This is a genomic window from Streptomyces sp. NPDC048718 (assembly GCF_043198875.1).
Lineage (GTDB): Bacteria > Actinomycetota > Actinomycetes > Streptomycetales > Streptomycetaceae > Streptomyces.
Genome location: NZ_JBICVG010000005.1, coordinates 354,944 through 376,182, shown reverse-complemented (window position 1 = coordinate 376,182; position 21,239 = coordinate 354,944). Strand labels below are relative to the sequence as shown.

Genomic DNA, 21,239 nt, shown 5'->3' with positions numbered 1-21,239 from the left:
GTGGGACAGGACCACGGGAGGGTGCGCCGGGGTTGAGACCGTCCGGGACGGTTGAGCCGTTTTCAGCCGTTCGCCGGGTCGGCGAACGGCGAACGGCCGAGCGGCGGCCGGTCGCGCCAGAGCCGGAGGCCCGCGTCGACGAGCGGGAGCCGATCGAGACCGGGCACCGTGTCGAGCGGATGCCAGGCGGCGAGGTCGGTGGAACCGTTGCTCTCGGCGCGCAGTTCACCGCCGGTGATCCGGGCCTCGTAGACGATGCGCAGCCCCTGCCAGTCCCCGACTGCCCCGAGCCGGCGCGGCCAGGTGCGGCGGATGGAGTCGATGCCGAGCAGGGTGGTGGGCTCGGCCGCGTATCCGGTCTCCTCCTCGACCTCGCGGACGACCGTTTCGACCGGATCCTCGCCGTGCTCCAGGCCCCCGCCGGGGAGCGTCCACTGCCGGACGCCGTGCGGCGCCACCCAGCGGGCCAGGAGTATCGCCCCGTCCCGCACGCACACGGCGTAGGCCGCCACCCGCAACTCGGTTCGCATCCACCGAGGTTAGAGCCCTCGCCGGGCCGGTGGGGGGTGATCGGGAAGCTGCGCGGTTTTGGCGGTGCGACCCGCCGGGCTCATGCGGAACCCCGCTCTCCGGAAGCAGGAGGATGTCTCGCGTGGTGATTTCCGTGGGGCACGGCGCCATGGCGGCTCGCGGGCGCCGGTCGGGCGCGGCGGCCGGCTCCTGACGGCCCGCGGGAACCGCCCGCACAGCCATGACCGCGACCAAGCCGCGGTCCAGACGTGAGGATCACGATCCACGACCGGAGTATCAACTGATGGCGAGGCTCATTTTGTCCGCATCGGTTTCGGTCTCACCATGGTTCAGGCGAGAAGACGGCGCGGGCTCGCCCTTCATGACGTTTTCCTGCGAATCAGCTTCGTTCATTGCCGAGCTCGGAACTCCGAAGATCTTGTCGAAGGCCCAGTTGTAGGCAAGGGTGTAGAAGGGGACGTAGACGATGAACACGATATCGAGCAGGAAGGCATGAACCAATGTGATGTTCAGCCACCAGGCGATGAGGGGCACAAGGAAACAGACCAGGGTGGCCTGGAATCCCACGGCATGAAGAATTCGACGCCACACGGTCCGCGTGCGGTCGTTCTGACGCGCTTCCCACGCCTCGAAGAGGTAGTTGTACCCCATGTTCCATACCGTTGCCACGACGCTGATGATGATCGCCAAGGGCCCGGTGGAAGAGAGCGAGTCACCCGTCAGTAGCGCCATCACCGAGGTGCCCACCACCAGCCCGAGGACCTCGTAGCCTCCGACATAGACCAGTTTTCGTTTTACGCCTTGCATCATTTACCTTCTGGTTCGGCTGTTGACGCATGGCACGATACTTCAAGCAAACTGGCGGAAAAAGTAAGATTCTTTCAAGAAAACTGACAGGTACCTATGGCGCTCTCCAGCGACGACATCACGCTGTTCCTGGCCGTGGTCGACCACGGCTCCTTCTCCGCCGCAGCACGCGCACTCCGTCGAGTACCTTCCGCGGTCAGCATGGGCATCGCCAACATCGAGGCCGAGCTCGGATATCCCTTGTTCGACCGGTCCCATCGCGAAGCGGCACCCACCGCCCAGGCGATGGCACTGGTGCCTCAAGCCCGCACCATCGCCAGTAGCCTGCGGCTGCTTCAGGTCCACGCGATGCAGCTGTCGCAGGATCTGGAGAGCACGCTCACCATCGCCGTGGCCACAGGTATCCAGGACCAGGACTTGTTGGACACCGTGACTCGCATCGGTACCCGCTACCCCCTCTTGCGCGTCAACCTGCTCCGCGCCCCCCAGGACCAGGTGCGCACGATGCTGCACCAAGACCGCATCGACTTGGCGCTCATGCCCGCCCCCTCGCAAGCGAACCGGGAGGAGGTCCGCATCACCGTGGGAGAGGAGACCTTCGTCGCGGTAGCCTCCGCCACTGTCGACACTTTCGGTCTGCCCGTCGACCCGCAGCGGCTCGAAGACCTGAGCGCCAGCCGTCAGATCCTGGTGGCCGGACCCGACGAGTCCATCGCGGACCGCCGGCTCATCGTCTCCGGCGATCGCTGGCACGTGAACTCCGTGGAGACCGCACTCGACTTGGTGCAAGGGGGAGCTGGATGGGCAAACCTGCCCACGAGCTCGATCCGAGCGGCAGTCGCCGCCGGCAGACTGCGGTTGCTGAAATTCGAGAACACACAAAACGGCGTGCCCCTGCCTGTGCACCTGGTGTGGCTGCGCAGAAAGCCTCTCCGCAAGGCCGCAGGAGAAGTCGTCGAGCTGATGCGGACCAGTCGCCGTTGAGACCGGGCATCCGCCCCGTTACTCCAGCTGTAGACCGCGCTCTTCGATCACCCGTGTCCACGCACGTTCCTGGGCCAGGCCCGACCAGCACGATCACGATCCACAGCTGGAGTACCAAGCGGGTGTCCCACGCCCCGAGGCCGGAGCCCTCACCCGGCCGGTGCGGGATGTCCGGATCTCCGCCCCGGAAGATCAGGTTCTCCTCAGGGATCTCGCGACTCCGCCCCTCCGCTCCTCCGGCTGCCTAGCGTTTCCCCTGTCCGGCGCCTTCGGAGCCGGGAAACGGGAGGGGACGTCCATGGCCGTGGCCATATCCGTATCCAGGGGAATCAAGGGCGGGAGACCAGGCCCCCGCGCCGGGGCCGCCGCGCTCGCGGGCACGGCGGCGCTGCTGCTGCTCGTCACCGGCTGTACCAGTGCCGGGGGCGGGGGCGGTGGGACGGCTGCGGCACCACCCTCCTCGACGGCACCTTCCTCGGTGTCCGTGCCGGCGGCGACAGGAACGCGAGCCCCCGGCGGCACCCCGGCTGCCGTCGTCCACGCCCTTCGGCCGACGGGCGAAAAGGTCCTCCTCAATGTCGGTCCGCGCACCGGGAGCGCCGAACTGGCCGTGACCAAGAAGCCCGGCGCGGGTCCCCTCGCCGTCGAGGCCGCGTGCCAGGGCAAGGGCACGATGACCGTACGGCTCTCCCCCACCTGGACCGAGTTCCAGGTGGACTGCGTCGAAGGCGAGGTCACCGCGACACGCAACGAGATGCGTTCGGCGACCGTCCCGGACCTGGACACCGCACGGATCACCGCGCCGCCGAACGTGCACTGGGCGCTGCTGGTGGAGCAGTGACCGGCCCGCGCTCCCCCGCCGACCGACCCCGACTCGGCCCTGACCTGGGCCGATCCGCCCGTCATGGTCTCGCCACCGCCCCACCGCCGCCCCGCCGCGCCGGAGCCGTCCGCTCCTTGGACAATGGATTGGACAAGCGATACGGGGACATACGCATGATGGAAAAGCGGCATCACCCGCATCACCTGCACATCCCTACGGAGGAGTCCCCGTGAAGGTCGGAATCGTCGGAGCCACCGGTCAGGTCGGCACAGTCATGCGCAGGATTCTGGCCGAGCGCGACTTCCCGCTGGACGAGCTGCGGCTCTTCGCCTCCGCCCGCTCCGCCGGCACGGTCCTGGACGGCGTCACCGTCGAGGACGCGTCCACCGCCGACTACACCGGTCTCGACATCGTCCTGTTCTCGGCCGGTGGCGCCACCTCCAAGGCGCTCGCCGAGAAGGTCGCCTCGCAGGGCGCGGTCGTGATCGACAACTCCTCCGCCTGGCGCCGCGACCCCGAGGTCCCGCTGGTGGTGTCCGAGGTCAACCCGCACGCGATCAAGGACCGCCCCAAGGGCATCATCGCCAACCCGAACTGCACCACCATGGCGGCCATGCCGGTGCTCAAGCCGCTGCACCAGGAGGCGGAGCTGACCACCCTGGTCGCCACCACCTACCAGGCCGTGTCCGGCTCCGGTCTGGCCGGTGTCGCCGAGCTGGACGGCCAGGTCAAGGCCGTCGCCGACCGCGCGACCGAGCTGACCCACGACGGCGAGGCCGTGGCCTTCCCGGAGCCCGGCGTCTACCGCCGCCCGATCGCCTTCAACGTGCTGCCGCTCGCCGGCAGCCTCGTCGACGACGGCTCGCACGAGACCGACGAGGAGCAGAAGCTCCGCAACGAGTCCCGCAAGATCCTGGAGATCCCGGAGCTCAAGGTCTCCGGCACCTGCGTCCGCGTCCCGGTCTTCTCCGGCCACTCGCTCCAGATCAACGCGTCCTTCGCGCGCCCGATCGGCGTCGAGCGCGCCTACGAGCTGCTGAAGGACGCCGAGGGCGTCGAGCTGTCCGAGATCCCGACCCCGCTCCAGGCGGCCGGCAAGGACGCCTCGTACGTGGGCCGTATCCGGGTCGACGAGACCGTCGAGCACGGTCTCGCGCTCTTCGTGTCCAACGACAACCTGCGCAAGGGCGCGGCGCTCAACGCCGTGCAGATCGCGGAGCTGGTCGCGGCCGAGCTGAAGGGCTGACCCCGGCACACGCGCCTGGAAGGGCGGTCACCCCGGTGGGGTGACCGCCCTTCGCACTGCCCGCCGCTCCCTTTCGTACGCGCCCCGGGCCTCGCACCCCCCACCACACACACGCGTCCACCGGCCCGGTCGCGGGTGCCCGTCGCCTCGCCCGTACGCTCCCGCCACGCCGCCCGCACGCGCCCGCGCGCATCCGTTGTTCGCCCTGGGAAATGTTCCGTGCGCCCCTGGTCGGCACCGTGGAAGGATGGGCCAACCATCACGAAACCGAGGAGTTGACCGGGTGCCTGGCACAAACCTGACCCGTGAAGAGGCGCAGCAGCGGGCGAAGCTGCTGAACGTGGACGCGTACGAGGTCGACCTGGACCTCACCGGTGCGCGGGAGGGCGGCACCTACCGGTCCGTCACCACCGTCCGTTTCGATTCCGCCGAGTCCGGTGCCGAGACCTTCATCGATCTCGTCGCCCCCGCCGTTCACGAGGTGGTCCTCAACGGGCGCTCCCTCGACGTGGCCGCCGTCTTCCGGGACTCCCGGATCGCGCTGCCGCACCTGAAGGAGGGCGCCAACGAGCTGAAGGTCGTCGCGGACTGCGCGTACACCAACACCGGTGAGGGCCTGCACCGCTTCGTCGACCCGGTCGACGGCGAGGTCTACCTCTACACGCAGTTCGAGGTCCCGGACGCCCGCCGCGTCTTCGCCTCCTTCGAGCAGCCCGACCTGAAGGCGACCTTCCGGTTCACCGTGAAGGCCCCCGAGGGCTGGTCCGTGATCTCCAACAGCCCGACCCCGGACGGCAAGGACGGCGTCTGGGAGTTCGCGCCGACGCCGCGCATCTCCACGTACATCACGGCCCTGATCGCCGGCCCGTACCACGCGGTGCACTCCACCTACGAGGGCAAGAACGGCCAGGTCGTGCCGCTCGGCATCTACTGCCGCCCGTCGCTGGCCGAGTACCTCGACGCCGATCACATCTTCGACGTCACGCGTCAGGGCTTCGACTGGTTCCAGGAGAAGTTCGACTACGACTACCCGTTCGCCAAGTACGACCAGCTGTTCGTCCCCGAGTTCAACGCGGGCGCGATGGAGAACGCGGGCGCGGTCACCATCCGCGACCAGTACGTGTTCCGCTCGAAGGTGACGGACGCCGCGTACGAGCGCCGTGCCGAGACGATCCTGCACGAGCTGGCGCACATGTGGTTCGGCGACCTGGTCACCATGGAGTGGTGGAACGACCTGTGGCTGAACGAGTCGTTCGCCACCTTCACCTCGGTCGCCTGCCAGGCCTCCGTCGAGGGCACCCGCTGGCCGAACGCCTGGACCACCTTCGCCAACGCGGAGAAGACCTGGGCCTACCGCCAGGACCAGCTGCCGTCCACGCACCCGATCATGGCCGAGATCAACGACCTGGAGGACGTGCTCGTCAACTTCGACGGCATCACCTACGCGAAGGGCGCCTCGGTGCTCAAGCAGCTGGTGGCGTACGTCGGGCAGGACGAGTTCTTCCAGGGCGTGCGGGCGTACTTCAAGCGCCACGCGTTCGGCAACACCCGGCTCGCCGACCTGCTCGGCGCGCTGGAGGAGACCTCCGGCCGTGACCTCAAGTCCTGGTCGAAGGCGTGGCTGGAGACCGCGGGCATCAACATCCTGCGGCCCGAGCTGGAGACCGACGAGAACGGCGCGCTGACCGCCTTCGCCGTCCGCCAGGAGGCCCCGGCGCTTCCGGCCGGCGCGAAGGGCGAGGCCGTGCTGCGCCCGCACCGGATCGCGATCGGCTTCTACGACCTCGACGAGGCCGGCAAGCTGGTGCGCACCGAGCGTCTGGAGCTGGACATCGAGGCGGCCGAGCTGACGGCCGTTCCGCAGCTGGTGGGCCGGCCGCGCCCGGCGGTCGTGCTGCTCAACGACGACGACCTGTCCTATGCCAAGGTCCGTCTCGACGAGGTGTCGCTGCAGAACGTCACCGCGCACCTGGGCGACTTCACCGAGTCGCTGCCGCGCGCGCTGTGCTGGGCCTCCGCCTGGGACATGACCCGCGACGGCGAGCTGGCCACCCGCGACTACCTGGCCCTGGTGCTCTCCGGCATCGCCAAGGAGACCGACATCGGCGTGGTCCAGTCGCTCCAGGGGCAGACCAAGCTGGCGCTGGAGCTGTACGCGGCGCCGGAGTTCCGCGCCGAGGGCCTGGCCCGCTGGGGCGCCTTCGCCCTGGAGCAGCTGCGGGCGGCCGAGCCGGGCAGCGACCACCAGCTGGCCTGGGCGCGGGCCTTCGCGGCGACCGCCCGCGAGGACGCCGACCTCGACCTCCTGGCGGCGCTGCTCGACGGCTCCGCGAGCGTCGACGGTCTGGCCGTGGACGCCGAGCTGCGCTGGGCCTTCGTCCAGCGGCTCGCGGCGACCGGCCGGTTCGAGGAGCCGGAGATCGCGGCCGAGCTGGAGCGCGACCGTACGGCGGCGGGCGAGCGGCACGCCGCGACGGCCCGCGCGGCCCGTCCCACCGAGGCCGCCAAGGCCGAGGCGTGGGCGTCGGTCGTGGAGAGCGACACGCTGGCGAACGCCGTGCAGGAGGCCGTCATCGGCGGCTTCGTGCAGACCGACCAGCGCGAGCTGCTCGCCCCGTACACGGCGAAGTACTTCGCGGCCATCAAGCAGGTCTCCGAGACCCGCAGCCACGAGATGGTCCAGCAGATCGTGGTCGGCCTGTACCCGACGCTCCAGGTCTCCGAGGAGACGCTGGCCGCGACGGACGCCTGGATCGCCGAGCACCAGCCGGTTCCGGCGCTGCGCCGCATGGTGACGGAGTGCCGCGCGGGCATCGAGCGCGCGCTGAAGGCGCGGGCGGCGGACGCGGCCGCGGCCTGATCCGTACCGGTTGAGCGAGCCGCGTAGGACGTACGGCTGAGCGGCTGAGGACAGCACCCCGGGCATATGCCTGGGGTGCTGTTCCGTTTCCAGGCGCTTGGCCGGCATATGCCTGTTCTGGCGTCCGCCGACCGACCCGTCAGCCCGTCAGGCTCGCGTACCGGGCCCGCAGTCGCGCCGCGCCTTCCTCCGTCAGTTCGCCGTGCAGCCGCATCCGGGCGACGCCCCCGTCCGGGAACGCGTCGAGGCGGACATGGGTGACGACCGCCGGCGCGTCGAGCCGGAAGCGGTGGAGGGTGTCGGGCTGGAGGCGGGTGCGGGGCAGGATCTCGAACCACTCGCCCGTCTCGCCGTCGCGCCCCTGGAGGGCGATCCAGCCGGCCGCGTTGCCCTTGAGGTACGCGGTGTCGATCTCTACCGCGCGGACGGTGCCCTGGGCGGCGAGCCGGAAGCGTACCCAGTCGTTCGTGCCGCGCACCCGGCGGCGGCGGTTCTCCCAGCCGTCGTCCATCTTGCGGGAGGTCCCGGGCAGGATGATCTGGGTGGGCGAGGAGTAGAAGCGGTCCGAGGCATCCTCGTACACCCCGCCGTTGAGGACCGAGACCAGGTCGAGGGTGCCGAGGACGGCCAGCCACTCGGGGTCCGGCACGACCTCGCCGTGCACCCGCAGCCGGGCGATGCCGCCGTCGGGGTGCTGGCAGAGCCTGAGGTGGGTGTAGCGGCGCTCGGCGGTGATCGCGAAGCCGTTGGCGGCATGGCCGCGCACGGGGGTGGGCGGCAGCAGCTCCTCCCACTTCGCGTCCAGGAGTTCGGCCGGGCTCGGGGCGCCCGGGACGGCGGTGGCCTGAACGCTCACCCGCTGCGGGTAGTTGCCCCGGAAGTGGGCGGTGTCGACGACGATCCCGCGGACCACGCCGGGCGCGCCGAGGCGGACGATCGCCCAGTCGTGCTCCCCGGGCGCCGGGAAGGGGTGGCCGGCGTCGGCACCCCGGCGACGCCGGGTCTCCCAGCCGTCCATGATCTTGCCCTTGTGCCCGAAGCGCTCCGGGTCGAAGACCGCCCGCTCGCGCAGGAGCAGGTTCTCGCGTTCGGCGAAGAACTCGTCGTTGGCGGCGACGACCCCGGCGCCGAGGCGGCGGTCGGCGAGGTCCACGAGTTCGGTGAACGGGAAGTCGCCGGCCCGGTAGTCGGCGTACGGGTCCCCGCCGCCGTAGGGCGCGGCGTCGTTGGCGTGCGGGTCGTCGTCCTGGGCCTGGGCTTGGGCTTGGTCTTGGGCCTGGGCCTGGGCCTGGGCCTGGGCCTGGGCTTGCTCGTGGGGATCCTGGTCCTGTTCCTGGGGGGCTGCGCTCTCGTCGAGACTCATGCGTCGACTGTGCCGCCCCCGCTCCTCCGGGTCCATCGCATGTTTTCGACAGGTCTTTTCAGTCCCGCTGAACCGTCGCTCCCGCCCGGCCCGGCTCCCCCGCCGACTCCCCCGTCCCTCCAGCGACTCCCCCTTCGGCTCCCTCGGCGGCCCGTCGCGGCGTCTCCCGGCGTACGGCCGCCCGCCGCAGCGCGGCCAGCACCCGGGCCACCCCGGGCCCGTCCTCGGCCCCGCGCCGTACCGCCGCCACGACATGGCGGCGCGGCCGGTCGGCGGAGAGGACCCGCATGACGACGCCCGAGCCCACCCCCGTGCGCCGTTCGGCGGCAGCCATCCGGGGCACCAGGGCGACCCCCATCCCGGCCTCGACCAGGGCGAGGATCGCGGTCCAGTCGGCGGCACTGTGCGCCCGCTCCGGTACGAACCCGGCGGCCTCGCAGGCGGCCGTGGTGATCTCCGACCAGGGCTCGGAGCCGCCGTAGATCCACGGCTCGGCGGACAGGTCGGCCAGCCGGAGACCGGGCGCCTCGGCCAGCGGATGCCGTACGGGCAGGGCGACGTCGAGCGGGTCGGCGAGCAGCGGTACGCGGCTGAACCGCGGGTCCCGGGCGGTCGGCGCGTGGGCGGCGAGCGAGAGCGCCAGATCGGCCTCGCCGGCCGCGAGCAGGTCGTACGACTCCGCCGCCTCGGCCTCGCGGATCCGGACGTCGAGCCCGGGGTGGGCAGTGCGCAGGGCTTGTACGGCGGGGACGACGAGCGCGGGCACGGCGGTCGGGAAGGCGGCGACCCGCACCTGCCCAGTCTCGCCCCGCAGCAGTCCGTCGAGCTCGGCCTCGGCCCGCTCCAGCCGGGCGAACACGGCCTCGGCGTGCCGCAGCACGAGATGCGCGGCCCCGGTGAGCCGGACCCGGCGGCCGTGCGCCTCCAGAAGCGGGACGCCGAGCTGCCGGGCGAGGTTGGTGAGTTGCTGGGAGACGGCCGAGGGGGTCATGCGCAGCGTCTCGGCGGTGGCGGTGACGGTGCCCCGATCGCGCAGGGTGCGCAGGATCCGGAGCTTCTTTATGTCCCACTCGGTCATGAGCGGCAACCTATCGGGCGGAACTGAGCGCCACCCCGCCAAGGATGAGCACCATGCAGCCCACTCCGAGCAGGCCCAGGGTTTCTCCGAGCAGCGCGAAGGACAGCAGGGCGACGCAGACCGGCTGGAGGTAGTACACGACCCCGGCGCGGGCGGCGCCGATGAGGGCGATGGACCGGTTCCAGGCGAAGAAGGCGACGGCGGAGGAGAAGATCCCGACGTAGACGAGCGGACCGACGGTGCCGGTGGCGAAGACGAAGCCGCCCTGGAGGGCGAGGCTGACCACGTACACCGGCAGCAGCATCACCGTGCCGAGCAGGAAGGTGGTGAGGAGGAAGACCGCGCCGTCGATCTCCTCGGGACGGCGCTTGAGCAGCACGCTGTACGCGGCGAAGGCGAGGGCCGCCGCGAACATCCACAGGTCGCCCGAGCCGAAGTGGGTGGGGAGGCCGCCCCGGCCGACAAGGAGCAGGACGCCGGCGCAGGCGATGGCCATGCCCGTGGTGCGCCGGATGCCGAGCCGGGTGCCGGTGAGCCGCTCGTACACCGCCATGAGGACCGGCGAGGCGGCCATGATCATGCCCATGTTGGCGGCCGGGGTGGTCTCTCCGGCCTCGTTGACCAGGGTGTTGTAGACGGTGATGCCGAGCAGCGAGGCGAGGACGAGATAGCCGAGGTGCCGCCGCAGGAGATGCCGTTGCCGCCAGGTGGCGCGGGCGGCGAAGGGCGCGACGACGGCGATCGCGATGATCCAGCGCCAGAAGGCATTCTGGACGGGCGGCACGGTCTCGTGCAGGGCCCGGGCCACGACGAAGCTGCCGGACCAGACGACGGTGGCGAGCAGGGCGAGCAGAACACCGGGGCCGGCGCCCTTCGGGAGGATTCCCGTGGACGCCGGCCCCTCGGTGGCGGTCGAGCGCTCGGCTGCGGTCGGGCTCATACTCCTACCGTCGCACCGCGGAAACCTCCGGGTCCATCGATACTTCCCGAGCGTTCCGTTCAGTACGGCCGAACGTTTCCTCCCCGGCTCGCTCCCGCGCGCCCTCCGCGTTCCCCGCCGTGTTCGGCACGCCCTTCGCGCCCGTGGGGCCGTTCGGGGCAGCGTCCGGACCGGCGAGGGTGCCGGGGGCCTGCGAGGTCTGCGGGGCGCGCGGGGTACGGGTGGTGCGCGGGGTACGGGTGGCATGGGAGGCGCGCGGGGACAGCTGGCCGGCCAGGGTGGCGCCGAAGGCGATCAGCATGCCGGCGATCTGGACGGGGCCGAGGGCCTGGCCGAGAGCGGCCCAGCCGATGACGGCCGCGGTGATCGGGGAGAGCGGGCCGAGCAGGGTGACCGAGGAGGCGCTCAGCCGCCCGATACCGCGGAACCAGAGGAAGTAGGAGATCGCGGTGTTGCCGAAGGCGAGGTAGGCGTAGCCGGCCAGGTTGGTGCCGGTCAGGGCCGGCGGGGCGCCCTCGATCAGGAAGGCGAGGGGCGCGATGAGCAGGCCGCCGGCGGTGAGCTGCCAGCCGGTGAGGGCGAGGGCGCCGACACCTTCGGGGCGGCCCCAGCGCTTGGTGAAGACGGTGCCCGCCGACATCGACAGGGCGGACAGCAGACCGGCGAGCACGCCGACCGTGTCGAAGGCGGCGCCCGCCTTGAGGACGACGAGGCTGACGCCGAACGCGGCCCCGATGGCGGCGAGCAGGGACTTCAGGGTGGGCTTGTCGCCCAGCAGGAGGGCCGCGAGGCCGACGACGAAGAGCGGGCCGACCGAGCCAACGACGGCGGCGACACCGCCGGGCAGCCGGTAGGCGGCGAGGAAGAGCAGCGGGAAGAAGGCGCCGATGTTCAGCGCGCCGAGCACCAGCGCCTTCCCCCACCAGGCACCGCGGGGCAGCTTGCGGGTGAGGGCCAGGAGCAGGAGCCCGGCGGGCAGGGCCCGCATCAGTCCGGTGAACAGCGGCCGGTCGGCCGGCAGGAACTCCGTGGTGACGAAGTAGGTCGAGCCCCAGGAGATCGGGGCCAGGGCGGTCAGGGCGACGGTGGCGGCCTTGCTGGGCATGACGGGTTCCCCCCTGGGATACGGCTGCCGGACTGCCGTGCTGTCGGACCGTCGGGCGGGGGCGTGGGACGCGAGGGTCGCGCCCTCTGCCCCGCCCTGCCGTTCGGCTTGGCAGTCATTAACTTAGCACTAAGCTACTTGCGTGCAAGTGCCTTTCTTGTCATCGACTTGGAAGAGAGGGGAAACTGATCTCATGGAGAACACCACGCCCGGCCCGGCCGCCCGCTCCGGCACCCGCCTCGGCCACGCTTCCGGCGCCGGCTCCGGCCCCGAGCACGACGCCGTCGACGCCATCACCGACCAGTGGGCCGTCGTCCGCCCGGATCTCGAAACGCTGCCGATGGCCGTCTTCGGCCGGATCAACCGGATCTCGGCCGCGATCCGCGAGGAAATGGGCCAGGCGTACAAGCCCTACGGGATGTCCCTGGGCGAGTTCGACGTCCTCGCCACGCTGCGCCGCTCCGGCGAGCCGTACACGCTCTCCCCGCGCGAGCTGACCGCCACGCTGATGATCACGACGGGCGGGATGACGGGCCGGCTCGACAAGCTGGAGCGGGCCGGGCTGATCACCCGTAACCCCGACCCGAACGACCGGCGGGGCCTGCGGGTCACCCTCACCGACGAGGCCCGCGCGCTGGTGGACCAGGCCGTCGGCGCCGGGCTCGGCCGTCAGCGCGGGGCCGTCGAGGCGGCGCTCACGCCAAAGGAGGCGGAGCAGCTGGCCGGGCTGTTGCGCAAGCTGCTGGCCACGACGGGCTGACGACCGTACGGGCGCGGCGGGTCAGCCGGGCCCTAAAAGACCGCTCCCGAAGAGCATGAAGACATGCGAGGGCGCCGCGTGGTACGGGTGTACCGCGCGGCGCCCTCGCGTCACGAACGAGTGAGGCTTACGCCTTCTTCTTGGACTTGTCGAGCAGCATCACCAGGCCGGCGATGACCAGGAACAGCCCGATCGGCGCGGCCACGAAAAGGCCGAGGGTGTCGACGACCTCGAGCTTGGGGGCCGGGTCGTCACCGTCGTCGCGTACCAGCGCGAGCGCGGGAGACGACATGAGCAGCATCATCAGCGTCGTACCGGCCGCGACGGCGCCGGCGCGCAGAGCGTTCTTCTTGTCCACGGTGCAAAAGTAGCGAACACCTAAACGAGTCGCGCGCCCGGGGGTGCCGTATGAGCCCCGAAGCGCTCCGCGAGCCCCCTCAGAAGGTCGTGGGCGCGCGGCGAGGAGGCCAGTTCCTCCAGGGTCAGGGGCTGTTCTTCGGGGTCCGCGAGGGGCAGTCGCCAGTTCGGGTACGCGTCCCAGGTCCCCGGCAGGTTCTGCGGCCGGCGGTCGCCCACCGCGTCCGGCAGCCACACCCCGACCAGCCGCGCCGGGGTCGCCGCGAGGAAGCGGTGGAACGCGCGGACCTCCGCGGCCTCGTCGCCCGGTCCCTCCGGTAGATGCCCGAGCCGGGTCAGCAGCCCCAGCCACCCGGCGGTCTCGGCGGCGTCCCGGACCCGCTCGCGCGCCACGTCGCCGCCCGCGAGGCCCAGCCGGTGCCGCAGCGTCACATGGCCGCCGGTGAGCCGGGCCGCGGTGGGCGGCAGATCGTGGGTGGTGACGGTGGCCAGACAGTCCGCCCGCCACTCCTCCGGCCGCAGCGGCCGCCCGCTCCCCTGAGCGCCCCCGGTCTCGCCCTCGCCCTCGATGTCGATGTCGATGTCGTGCCCGGTCTCGCTCTCGCTCGCGCCGTCCGCGCCGTCCCCGGCCCAGTCCCGTTCGAACCAGAGCACCGAGGTGCCGAGCACCCCGCGCCGGGCCAGCGCCTCCCGTACCCCCGGCTCGACCGTCCCCAGGTCCTCGCCGACGACCACCGCCCCGGCCCGGTGGGCCTCCAGGGCGAGTACGGCCAGCATGGCCTCGGCGTCGTGGCGTACGTACGTCCCCTGGTCCGGGGTGCCGCCCTCCGGCACCCACCAGAGCCGGAACAGGCCCATGACGTGGTCGATCCGCAGCGCTCCGGCGTGCCGCAGCAGTTCGCGCAGCAGCCCCCGGTACGGGGCGTAGCCCTCGGCGGCCAGCACGTCGGGGCGCCAGGGCGGCAGGCCCCAGTCCTGGCCGCCCGCGTTGAAGGCGTCGGGCGGGGCGCCAACCGACATGCCGGCGGCGAAGACATGCTGGTGCGCCCAGGCGTCGGAGCCGTCCGGGTGCACGCCCACGGCCAGGTCGTGCACGATCCCGACCGCCATGCCGGCGTCGCGGGCGGTCGCCGCCGCCGCGGCGAGCTGCTGGTCGGTCAGCCAGGCGAGCCGGCAGTGGAAGTCGACGCGGGCGGCGAGCGCGGCGTCGGCGCGGACGACCGCCTCGGCGCGGCGCGGGTCGCGCAGCTCCTTGGGCCAGCGGCGCCAGTGCGGGCCGTGCCGTTCGGCGAGGGCCTGATAGGTGGCGTGGTCCTCCAGGGCACGGCCGCGCTCGGCGAGGAAGTCGTGGTACGCGGCCCGCCGGCCGGGCCCGAGGTCGACGGTGTGGACCAGTTCCAGGGCGCGCCGCTTGAGTTCCCAGACCGCGTCGCGGTCGATCAGGGCGCCCTTGTCGAGTACCCGTTCGCGCAGCTCGGCGGCGTCGGCCGCGATCCGCTCCAGCTCGCCCTGGCGGGCCGGGGAGACATACGCGTACTCGGGGACGTCCTCGACCCGCAGATGGACCGGGTCGGGAAAGCGGCGCGAGGAGGGACGGTACGGGGAGGGGTCGGACGGCGCCCCGGGAACCGCCGCGTGCAAGGGGTTGACCTGCACGAATCCGGCGCCGTGGGTACGGGCCGCCCAGTCGGCCAGCTCCCCGAGGTCGGCCAGGTCGCCCATCCCCCAGGAGCGGGTGGACAGCAGCGAGTAGAGCTGGACGAGCAGTCCGTACGAACGGCCGCGCGGGACGGGTACGCGCGCGGGGGCGACGATCAGGGTGGCGGTGCCGGCGCGGCCGTCGGGGGCCTGGGCGGTGAGCCGGTGGACGCCGAGCGGGAGGAGGCGCCAGTCGCGGCCGGTGAGGGTGCGGCCGTCCTCGGTGGTGACGGTGACGCGGGTGCCGGACGGCAGCCGGAGGGCGTACGGGCCGGTCGGCGGCCGGGGGCCGCCGGGGCCGCTCGGCCCGGGCGGGATGCCGGGGCCGGGCGGGGCGTCCAGGGGGTCCGGGTCACCGCTGTGGTTCCGGCGGCGACCCGGCTGTCCGGTCTCTCCCGCCACCCCCGGCCGTCCCGGTTCCTCCTGCCCCTTCTGCTCCTGCCGCTGCTCCTTGTGCCCTTTCGAGGGGCTCGGCTCCCTCGGCTCGTCGCGCCAGAGCACGACGGTGGGCGGGAGCAGCCGTTCCCGCTCGGCCCGTTCCGCCGCTTCGAGGGCCGCCGCGCGCGCCTGGGGCGTGCTCGCGTCGACGTCCAGGGCGCGCAGGACGGCCACCACGGTGGCCTCGGGCACGGCGACCGTGACACCGCGCGAGGGGGCGTACTCGGTGGCGACGCCGTGCAGGGCGGCGAGACGGGCCAGGGTCACGTCACACTCCGGGGGACTGTGAACCTCCCGCCGCGGCGCGGACGGTGGGCTCGCTGGTGAGGGGTGCCGCCTCGACCAGAGGCGGTTCGCTGGTGAGCGGGGCGGCGTCGGCGAGGGGCGGCTCGCTGGTCAGCGGCAGCGTGCGGCCCTGGGCCGGGATGTGTATCCGGGCGGAGGCGAGGGTGGGGGTGGGGGTGCCGGCGGGGTCGGTGGTGGTCACGGGGTCTCCCGGTTCGTTCGGCGGCGCGGGCGGGTCGGGCGGGTCGGCGCGGGGCGCCGCGAGGCGGCGCCGGGCGGGTCGGCACAACAAGATCTACCCCCCGCAGCCCGTTTTACCGGCGGGATCCGGCGAAAGAGTGCCACCCCGCCGAAAGCACACCAGGCAATGCGGACACATCGACCAGCCGCATTGACACCCCGTCGGCCCGAGTGGTGGGCTCGTAACCGACTTGTGACCCGGGGGGAAGCGAGAGGAGATCCGCGTGCGCGTCGGGCGGAGCAAGCGGACCGCGACGGCCGTCGCGGCGGCGATCATCGGCGGGCTGCTCGGAGGGGCCGCTCCGGGCACCGCCTCGGCCGTCCCCGCGAGACCCGCGGCCCCGTTCCTCCCCGACGTACCCCTCACGCCCGCCACGCCTTCCGATCCCGCTCCCGCCACGGCCCCCGGCCGGGCCGACCGGACCGACCGGACCGACCGGACCTCCCAGGGGGACGTCCCGTCCGTCTGGCCGCGCCCCCAGTCGCTCACCGCGACCCGCGAGCCCGCCGTTCGGCTCGGCACCGAAGTCACCCTCTTGGCCCCACCCGGCACCGACCCGCACGCCGTCTCCGCGCTGCGCGCGCTCCTTCACGCTTCCGGCGTACGCACGGTGCACGAGAAGCTGCCTGGGCGCGGCCCCGTACTCCGGCTGGGGACGGACGAGCATCCGGACGCCGACGCGGCCCTGCGCGCGCTCGGGGCGCGCGAGCGGGGCGATCTGCCCGCCGGTGGCTACCGGCTGGCCACCGGCCGCTTCGCGGGCCGGGACACGGTGGCGCTGGCCGGCGCCGGCCAGGACGGCCTCTTCCACGCCGTACAGACCCTGCGTCAACTCATCACCCGTCCGGGGGAAGGGTCGAAGACGAAGACAGGAGCGAAGGCGGGAGCGAAAACGGGGGCGAAGGCGGGGGCGGAGGCTGTCGTGCCGGCCGTCACCGTCCGGGACTGGCCCACCTCGGCCGTACGCGGGCTGACCGAGGGTTTCTACGGCCGCCCCTGGTCGTCCGCCGAACGGCTCGGCCAGATGGACTTTCTGGGCCGTACCAAGCAGAACCGGTACCTCTACGCGCCCGGCGACGACCCGTACCGGGGCGCGCTGTGGCGCGAGCCGTACCCGGCGGCGGAGCGGGCGGCCTTCCGCGAGCTGGCGGCGCGGGCCGAGGCCAACCACGTCACGCTCGCCTGGGCACTCTCTCCCGGCCAGGCCATGTGTCTGTCCTCCGAGGAGGACCTGGCGGCGCTGAAGAAGAAGACCGACGCGATGTGGGCGCTCGGGGTGCGCGCGTTCCAGCTCCAGTTCCAGGACGTCAGCTACAGCGAGTGGCACTGTTCCGACGACGCCGACACCTTCGGGCGCGGCCCCGAGGCCGCCGCCCGCGCCCACGCGCGCGTGGCGAACGCCCTCGCCCGCCATCTGGCCGCCCGTCACCCGGGCGCGGCGCCGCTGTCGCTGATGCCGACCGAGTACTACCAGGAAGGCGCCACCGACTACCGCACCGCGCTCGCGAGCGCCCTGGACGCGCGCGTGGAGGTGGCGTGGACGGGCGTCGGGGTGGTGCCGCGCACCATCACCGGCAAGGAGCTGGCGGGGGCCCGCGACGCGCTGCGCCACCCGCTGCTCACCATGGACGACTACCCGGTCAACGACTACGCCCAGGACCGGCTGTTCCTCGGCCCCGCGACCGGCCGCGAGCCGGCCGTGGCCGCCGGGTCCGCCGGATATCTCGCGACCGCCATGGAGCAGGCCACCGCCTCCCGCGTGCCGCTGTTCACCGTCGCCGACTTCGCCTGGAACGCCAAGGGCTACCGGCCCGAGGAGTCCTGGCGGGCCGCCGTCGACGACCTCGCGGGACCCGACCCGGCCGCCCGCGAGGCGCTCGGCGCGCTCGCCGGCAACGGCGCCTCCTCGCTGCTCGACCCGCATGGAGAGTCGGCCTATCTGAAACCGCTCCTCGACGCCTTCTGGGCGGCCCGCGCCCGCACCGGCGAGGGCGCGGCGGCGGCGCGGGAGAAGGCGGGGCGCGAACTGCGGGCCGCGTTCACCGTCATGCGGCAGGCGCCCGCGCGTCTGAAGGACACGCAGGGCGGCGCGCTCGGCACCGAGGCCGGACCCTGGCTGGACCGGCTCGCCCGGTACGGCGCGGCGGGCGAGGCCGCCGTGGACATGCTGCTCGCCCAGGCACGCGGCGAAGGCGCCACGGCGTGGCGGGCCCAGCTGGAACTGGAGCGGCAGCGCGCCGGGCTGCGGCCGGGCGGGGTGACGGTCGGCAAGGGCGTCCTCGACGCCTTCCTGACACGCGCGGCGAAGGAGTCGGCGGCCTGGACGGGCGCGGACCGGGGGCCGGGCGGCGAGCATGCCGCCGCTCGGCCCGCGAACACGGGTACGACCGCGGACACGGGCTCCGGTGCGGGCACGGGCACGGGCACGGGCACGGGCACGGACGGGAACGCGGGCGAGGGCACGGCGCCGGGCACGGGAGCCGCCGTACAGACGACGGACCAGGCGTACACCCTCCGCCTCGACCGCTCCCGCCCGCTGGACACCCTGACCGTGATGACCGAACCCGCCAAGCCCGCCGCACCCGCCGAGCCCGCCGAGCCCGCCAAGGGCCCCGGGGACCCCGAGGCCGGTACCAAGGGCGGGAACGAGGGCGGGAAGGCCGGCGAGCCCGTCGGACGGCTGGAGGCGCGGGTGCCCGGTGAGGGCTGGCGCCGGCTCGCCCCGCTCGCCGCCTCCGGCTGGACCCAGACGGACCTGAAGGGGCTGCGGGCGGACGCCCTGCGCATCGTGTGGACGGGCCCGCCGGGGCGGGTACGTTCGCTGGTGCCGTGGTTCGCCGACGAACCGCGCGCGGGGCTCGACCTGGCCCGTACCGAGACGGACGCCGAGTCCGGCGGCCCGGCCCAGCGGGTGGACGTCACCCTGACGGGGCGGCGCGCGTCCGAGGTGCGCGGGGCGCTCACCGTACGCCCGCCGAAGGGCATCACGGTGCGGCTGCCGAAGGAGCGAGCCAGGGAGGCCGTGGTGCCGCGCGGCGCCCGTACCACCGTGCCACTGGAGGTGTCGGTGGGCACGGACGTGCCGACCGGCTCGTACGCGGTCCCCGTGTCGTTCGCCGGGCAGGAGCGGGTGCTGACGGTCCGGGCGTTCCCGCGTACCGGCGGCCCCGATCTGGCCCGTACGGCCATGGCCGCCTCGTCCGGCGACGAGACGCCCGACTTCCCCGCCGCCTTTGCCCTGGACGGCGATCCGGCGACCCGCTGGTCCTCACCGGCCGAGGACGGCGCCTGGTGGCAGATGGAGCTGGCGAAACCCGCCCGGGTCGGCCGCCTCGTGCTGCACTGGCAGGACGCATACGCCGCCCGCTACCGCGTCCAGGTCTCCGCCGACGGCAGCACCTGGCGTACGGCCGCGACGGTCACGGACGGCCGGGGCGGGGTGGAGTCGGTCCGGTTCGACGCGCCGGACACCCGTTACGTACGGATCCAGGGCGACGCGCGGGCCACCCAGTACGGCTACTCGCTGTGGTCCGTGGAGGCGTACGCGGTGACGGCGCCGGACGCCGGCTGACCGCCGTACCCGAGCGCGAGACGGCAGGACGGTAGTCAGCGGTCGACAGTCGGCAGGCGCGTGGCAGCGTCCCGGGGCGCACGGCCGTGCGCGTGCGCCCCGCCGAAAGCCTCCGAAGCTCCCGAAGCCCCCGAACGCGAAAGGCCCGGCTCAACTCGCCGCCACGACCCCCTGTGGTTGCTGGGGGGCGGTGACGACCGAGTCGATCCGGGCCATGGCGTCGTCCGCGCCATAGGGCTGGAGATACGGCAGCCAGCGTGGGTCGCGATGGCCGGTGCCGATGATCCGCCAGGCCAGGCCGGTCGGCGGAGAGGGCTGGTGCCGCAGCCGCCAGCCCAGTTCGCGCAAGTGCCGGTCGGCCTTGAGATGGTTGCAGCGGCGGCAGGCCGCCACCACGTTCTCCCAGACGTGGGTCCCCCCGCGGCTGCGCGGAATGACGTGGTCGACGCTGGTTGCGACGCCACCGCAGTACGCGCAACGCCCGCCGTCGCGGGCGAACAGGGCTCTGCGGGTCAACGGAACGGGCCCCCGGTAGGGGACCCGAACGAAACGCTTGAGCCGCACCACACTGGGCGCGGCGATCACGCTGCTCTCGCTGTGCAGAAAGGCGCCGGACTCCTCCAGGCAGAGTGCCTTGCTCTCCAGGACGAGGACGAGTGCGCGACGGAGCGGTACGACGCCGAGAGGCTCGTACGACGCGTTGAGGACCAGGACATGCGGCACGGTGCCTCCCATACGCCGGCGGCGCGTGGCTCGCGCCGGGACGAAACTGATCCCAGTCTCCCCTCATGCCCGGTCCGTACGCCACCACGTTGAAGGAAAGCCCGCGAGGTGTTCTCGGCCACATCCACGGGCATCAGGGAGTCGTCCCCGGCCCGTGCCCGTCTTCGCTTGTACACCCCGAGTACGTCCTGTGCCCACCCCCGCGCACTCCGCACACACGGTCCGGGGCGCCCGTACGGTCCCCCGTTACTGTGGAGGGATTGCGTACGCCTGTTTGGAGGTCCCCCTTTGTCCCCCGTGTCCTGGCTCGCCGCCCCGCCGCCACCGCCCGCCGACGACCAGCAGTCCGTTCCGGTGACCCTGGACGAGGCCGCCGAACGCGCCACGGACGCCGCCGGCTGGGTGGAGCAGAACTGGGCCACCTGGCTGAACACCGGCCTCAAAATCGTCCTGATCCTGATCGTCGCCCTGACCCTGCGGATGCTGGTCCGCAAGGCCCTGACCAAGCTGATAGACCGCATGAACCGGTCCGCGCAGGCGGTCGAGGGCACGGCCCTGGGCGGTCTGCTCGTCAACGCCGAGCGCCGCCGTCAGCGCTCGGAGGCCATCGGCTCGGTGCTGCGCTCGGTCGCCTCGTTCGTGATCCTCGGCACGGCCGCGCTGATGATCCTCGGCGCCTTCAAGATCGACCTGGCGCCGCTGCTCGCCTCCGCCGGTGTCGCCGGTGTCGCCATTGGTTTCGGCGCGCGCAACCTGGTCACCGACTTCCTGTCCGGCGTCTTCATGATCCTGGAGGACCAGTACGGCGTCGGCGACTCCATCGACGCGGGCGTCGCGTCCGGCGAGGTCATCGAGGTCGGCCTGCGGGTGACCAAGCTGCGTGGCGCGGACGGCGAGATCTGGTACGTCCGCAACGGCGAGATCAAGCGCATCGGCAACCTCAGCCAGGGCTGGGCGACGGCCGCCGTCGACATCACCGTCCGCCCGACGGAGGACCTCGACCGCGTCCGCGAGGTGATCGTGACCGCCACGGAGGCGATGTCCAAGGACGAGCCGTGGAACGAGCGCCTGTGGGGCCCGGTCGAGGTACTCGGCCTGACCGAGGTGCTGCTCGACTCGATGACGCTGCGCGTCGCCGCGAAGACCATGCCGGGCACCCGGCTCGGCGTCGAACGCGAACTGCGCTGGCGCGTCAAGCGCGCACTCGACGCCGAGGGCATCAGCATCGTCGGCGGCCTCCCTCTCGACGTGACCCCCGCCAAGGCCGACCCCACGGCCGGCATGAACGCCCCGTCCGTCTTCGGCTCCCTGTCCTCCCCCCAGTCGGCGGCGGCGTCCCCGCTCCCGAAGCCGAGCAAGTAGCAACAGGACGCCATAGCCGCAGCCGTACGCACGAAAGGGCGGCCCCCACCGGAAGGTGGGGGCCGCC

At 72.7% G+C, this 21,239-nt stretch carries 17 protein-coding genes; 7 read left to right on the top strand and 10 right to left on the bottom strand.

Annotation, left to right across the window (positions count from 1 at the left end; translation table 11 throughout):
* Positions 1-62: 62 nt before the first annotated feature.
* Positions 63-530 carry an NUDIX hydrolase gene (locus ACGFRB_RS12300; RefSeq protein ID WP_393242295.1) on the bottom strand — a complete coding sequence of 156 codons (468 nt, stop codon included), beginning with the start codon at positions 528-530 and terminating at the stop codon, positions 63-65.
* A gap of 277 nt (positions 531-807) precedes the next feature.
* A complete protein-coding gene (locus ACGFRB_RS12295) occupies positions 808-1,341 on the bottom strand; it encodes a PACE efflux transporter (RefSeq protein ID WP_393242292.1) in 534 nt (177 codons plus the stop codon).
* A 93-nt stretch (positions 1,342-1,434) separates the two neighbouring features.
* Between ACGFRB_RS12295 and ACGFRB_RS12290 the strand changes: the two genes are divergently transcribed.
* From ACGFRB_RS12290 to pepN, 4 genes are all read left to right on the top strand, one after another.
* Positions 1,435-2,322, top strand: coding sequence for a LysR family transcriptional regulator (locus ACGFRB_RS12290; protein WP_393242289.1), 888 nt, complete (start codon positions 1,435-1,437; stop codon positions 2,320-2,322).
* Between the two features lie 298 nt (positions 2,323-2,620).
* A complete protein-coding gene (locus ACGFRB_RS12285) occupies positions 2,621-3,163 on the top strand; it encodes a hypothetical protein (protein WP_393242286.1) in 543 nt (180 codons plus the stop codon).
* Positions 3,164-3,374: 211 nt separating this feature from the next.
* Entirely contained in the window at positions 3,375-4,391 is a 1,017-nt protein-coding gene (locus ACGFRB_RS12280; RefSeq protein WP_361234112.1) for an aspartate-semialdehyde dehydrogenase, read from the top strand.
* Positions 4,392-4,674: 283 nt separating this feature from the next.
* A complete protein-coding gene (gene pepN, locus ACGFRB_RS12275; protein WP_393242283.1) occupies positions 4,675-7,251 on the top strand; it encodes an aminopeptidase N in 2,577 nt (858 codons plus the stop codon).
* 139 nt (positions 7,252-7,390) lie between these two features.
* Here pepN and alc read toward each other — a convergent pair whose 3' ends face one another.
* The 4 genes from alc to ACGFRB_RS12255 are packed head-to-tail and all read right to left on the bottom strand — an operon-like array spanning position 7,391 to position 11,737.
* Complete coding sequence (gene alc / locus ACGFRB_RS12270) at positions 7,391-8,614, bottom strand: allantoicase (RefSeq protein ID WP_393242280.1); 1,224 nt, start codon at positions 8,612-8,614, stop codon at positions 7,391-7,393.
* Between the two features lie 58 nt (positions 8,615-8,672).
* Positions 8,673-9,692, bottom strand: a complete 1,020-nt coding sequence (locus tag ACGFRB_RS12265; protein ID WP_393242277.1) for a LysR family transcriptional regulator — start codon at positions 9,690-9,692, stop codon at positions 8,673-8,675.
* A 10-nt stretch (positions 9,693-9,702) separates the two neighbouring features.
* The gene (locus ACGFRB_RS12260; RefSeq protein WP_363006570.1) at positions 9,703-10,632 is read right to left on the bottom strand and encodes a DMT family transporter; all 930 of its coding nucleotides are present in this window, start codon (positions 10,630-10,632) and stop codon (positions 9,703-9,705) included.
* 4 nt (positions 10,633-10,636) lie between these two features.
* Positions 10,637-11,737, bottom strand: coding sequence for an EamA family transporter (locus tag ACGFRB_RS12255; RefSeq protein ID WP_393242273.1), 1,101 nt, complete (start codon positions 11,735-11,737; stop codon positions 10,637-10,639).
* A gap of 193 nt (positions 11,738-11,930) precedes the next feature.
* Between ACGFRB_RS12255 and ACGFRB_RS12250 the strand changes: the two genes are divergently transcribed.
* Positions 11,931-12,497, top strand: a complete 567-nt coding sequence (locus ACGFRB_RS12250; RefSeq protein WP_393242270.1) for a MarR family winged helix-turn-helix transcriptional regulator — start codon at positions 11,931-11,933, stop codon at positions 12,495-12,497.
* 127 nt (positions 12,498-12,624) lie between these two features.
* Here ACGFRB_RS12250 and ACGFRB_RS12245 read toward each other — a convergent pair whose 3' ends face one another.
* From ACGFRB_RS12245 to ACGFRB_RS12235, 3 genes are read right to left on the bottom strand one after another with little or no spacing between them, the layout of a single operon-like run.
* The gene (locus ACGFRB_RS12245; protein WP_393242267.1) at positions 12,625-12,855 is read right to left on the bottom strand and encodes a hypothetical protein; all 231 of its coding nucleotides are present in this window, start codon (positions 12,853-12,855) and stop codon (positions 12,625-12,627) included.
* A 20-nt stretch (positions 12,856-12,875) separates the two neighbouring features.
* A complete protein-coding gene (malQ, locus tag ACGFRB_RS12240; RefSeq protein WP_393242264.1) occupies positions 12,876-15,257 on the bottom strand; it encodes a 4-alpha-glucanotransferase in 2,382 nt (793 codons plus the stop codon).
* Between the two features lies 1 nt (position 15,258).
* Positions 15,259-15,477: a hypothetical protein gene (locus ACGFRB_RS12235; protein ID WP_393242261.1), complete on the bottom strand. Its 219-nt coding sequence runs from the start codon at positions 15,475-15,477 to the stop codon at positions 15,259-15,261.
* Positions 15,478-15,739: 262 nt separating this feature from the next.
* On the opposite strand from ACGFRB_RS12235, the gene ACGFRB_RS12230 reads away from it, so the two are divergent.
* A complete protein-coding gene (locus ACGFRB_RS12230; RefSeq protein WP_393242258.1) occupies positions 15,740-19,087 on the top strand; it encodes a beta-N-acetylglucosaminidase domain-containing protein in 3,348 nt (1,115 codons plus the stop codon).
* Between the two features lie 150 nt (positions 19,088-19,237).
* Here ACGFRB_RS12230 and ACGFRB_RS12225 read toward each other — a convergent pair whose 3' ends face one another.
* Positions 19,238-19,810 carry an HNH endonuclease gene (locus ACGFRB_RS12225; protein WP_361234141.1) on the bottom strand — a complete coding sequence of 191 codons (573 nt, stop codon included), beginning with the start codon at positions 19,808-19,810 and terminating at the stop codon, positions 19,238-19,240.
* A gap of 297 nt (positions 19,811-20,107) precedes the next feature.
* On the opposite strand from ACGFRB_RS12225, the gene ACGFRB_RS12220 reads away from it, so the two are divergent.
* Complete coding sequence (locus tag ACGFRB_RS12220) at positions 20,108-21,172, top strand: mechanosensitive ion channel family protein (protein ID WP_393242554.1); 1,065 nt, start codon at positions 20,108-20,110, stop codon at positions 21,170-21,172.
* The last annotated feature ends 67 nt before the right edge of the window (positions 21,173-21,239 follow it).